This is a genomic window from Mesorhizobium sp. M7A.F.Ca.MR.176.00.0.0, assembly GCF_004023165.1.
GTDB lineage: Bacteria > Pseudomonadota > Alphaproteobacteria > Rhizobiales > Rhizobiaceae > Mesorhizobium.
Genome location: NZ_RZTC01000221.1, coordinates 2,046 through 3,750 on the forward strand (window position 1 = coordinate 2,046; position 1,705 = coordinate 3,750).

Here is a 1,705-nt window from a genome sequence, read left to right on the forward strand (position 1 = left end):
CCGCCACAAAAATGCGCGATTGGCCGGAGATAGCGTTGCCGGGCAAGGCGGTTATGGTTTATGGCTGCTGCCGTCGATTAATGCATGTCATTCAAAAGTGGGGACCAGTTTTGAAACAATGGCGTGCAACTGGCATTGAAATAGCGCCGAAAGGGCGAGATCCAATCATGTTCTTCAAGCGAGTTGGTCAATTGAAAGCACCGCAGAGGGCTGTTTTCCTGGCGCTTTCAGTAGTTGTTCCATCGCTCTTTCTGTCGGCCTGCATGTCGTCGGAGAAAGATATCGACCTGTCGACCTATGTCGAGCAGACCGAGCCGGCCGATGTTCTCTACAATCAGGGCCTTGCCAATCTCAATGCCGGGCGCCTGCAGGAGGCGAGCCGCAAGTTCGACGCCGTCGACCGCCAGCATCCCTATTCGGAATGGGCCCGCAAATCGATGGTGATGGGCGCTTTCGCCGACTATCGCCAGGGCAATTACGATGAGGCGATCGGCTCGGCCAAGCGCTATCTCACGCTTTACCCGTCGACCGATGACGCAGCCTATGCGCAGTACATCATCGGCTTGAGCTACTACCGTCAGATCAAGGACGTGACGCAGGACCAGAAGGAAGCGCGCCAGACCGTCCAGACGATGCAGGATCTGGTCACGCGCTGGCCAACATCGGAATATGTCGACGACGCCAAGGAAAAGATCCGCTTCGCCAACGACCAGTTGGCCGGCAAGGAAATGCAGATCGGCCGCTACTATCTTGAGCGGCGTGAATACATCGCTGCCGTGAAGCGCTTCCGCACCGTGGTCGAGAACTATTCCAACACCCGCCATGTCGAGGAGGCGCTCGCCCGCTTGACCGAAAGCTATTACGCGATGGGTCTGACCTCGGAGGCACAAACCGCCGCCGCCGTGCTCGGCACCAACTACCCCGACAGCCCATGGTACAAGGATTCCTACAAGCTCTTGCAGAGCAATGGGCTTGCACCGCGCGAGAATGCCGGGTCGTGGATATCCAAAGCCGGGAAGATGATCACCGGCGCCTGACGTATGAGCATCGACTGAAGCGCCACAGCGCTTTTCGGATTGATCCGGTGCTCAAACAAAAAGATAGTGCGGCGCTGCGACTGCAAATGGTCGCGTGCCGTTCTAGATTCGGGTTCTGATGCTTTCCAGACTGTCGATCCGCGATATCGTCCTGATCGAGAAGCTGGATATCGACTTCCAGCCGGGCCTTTCGGTGCTGACCGGCGAAACCGGTGCCGGCAAATCCATCCTGCTCGATGCCCTGTCGCTGGCGCTCGGAGCGCGCGGCGACGCGTCGCTGGTGCGCCATGGCGCGGCACAGGGCCAGGTCATCGCCGTCTTCGACGTGCCGCGCAATCATCCGGCCCGTACGCTGCTTGCCGACAATGCGATCGAGGATGATGGCGACATCATCCTGCGCCGCCTGCAGACGGCGGACGGCCGCACCCGTGTTTTCGTCAACGATCAACCTTCAAGCGTCACCCTGATGCGCGATGTCGGGCGCGCGCTGGTCGAGATCCACGGCCAGCATGACGAGCGCGCGCTGGTCGATCCCGGAGCACACCGCGAGGTGCTCGACGCTTTCGGGGGCCATCTCGGCGCCGTCCGCTCGACCGGCGAGGCATGGCGGCACTGGCGCGCCTGCGAGCAGGAGCTGTCGCGCCACCGCGCCAAGGTGGCGGCGGCCG

At 60.9% G+C, this 1,705-nt stretch carries 2 protein-coding genes; both read left to right on the forward strand.

From position 1 onward, the window contains the following. Positions 1 to 167: 167 nt before the first annotated feature. A complete protein-coding gene (locus EOB59_RS33935; RefSeq protein WP_127328879.1) occupies positions 168 to 1,037 on the forward strand; it encodes an outer membrane protein assembly factor BamD in 870 nt (289 codons plus the stop codon). A gap of 118 nt (positions 1,038 to 1,155) precedes the next feature. Then, the coding region (locus EOB59_RS37045; RefSeq protein WP_245486877.1) for an AAA family ATPase at positions 1,156 to 1,705 on the forward strand (550 nt) is incomplete at its 3' end.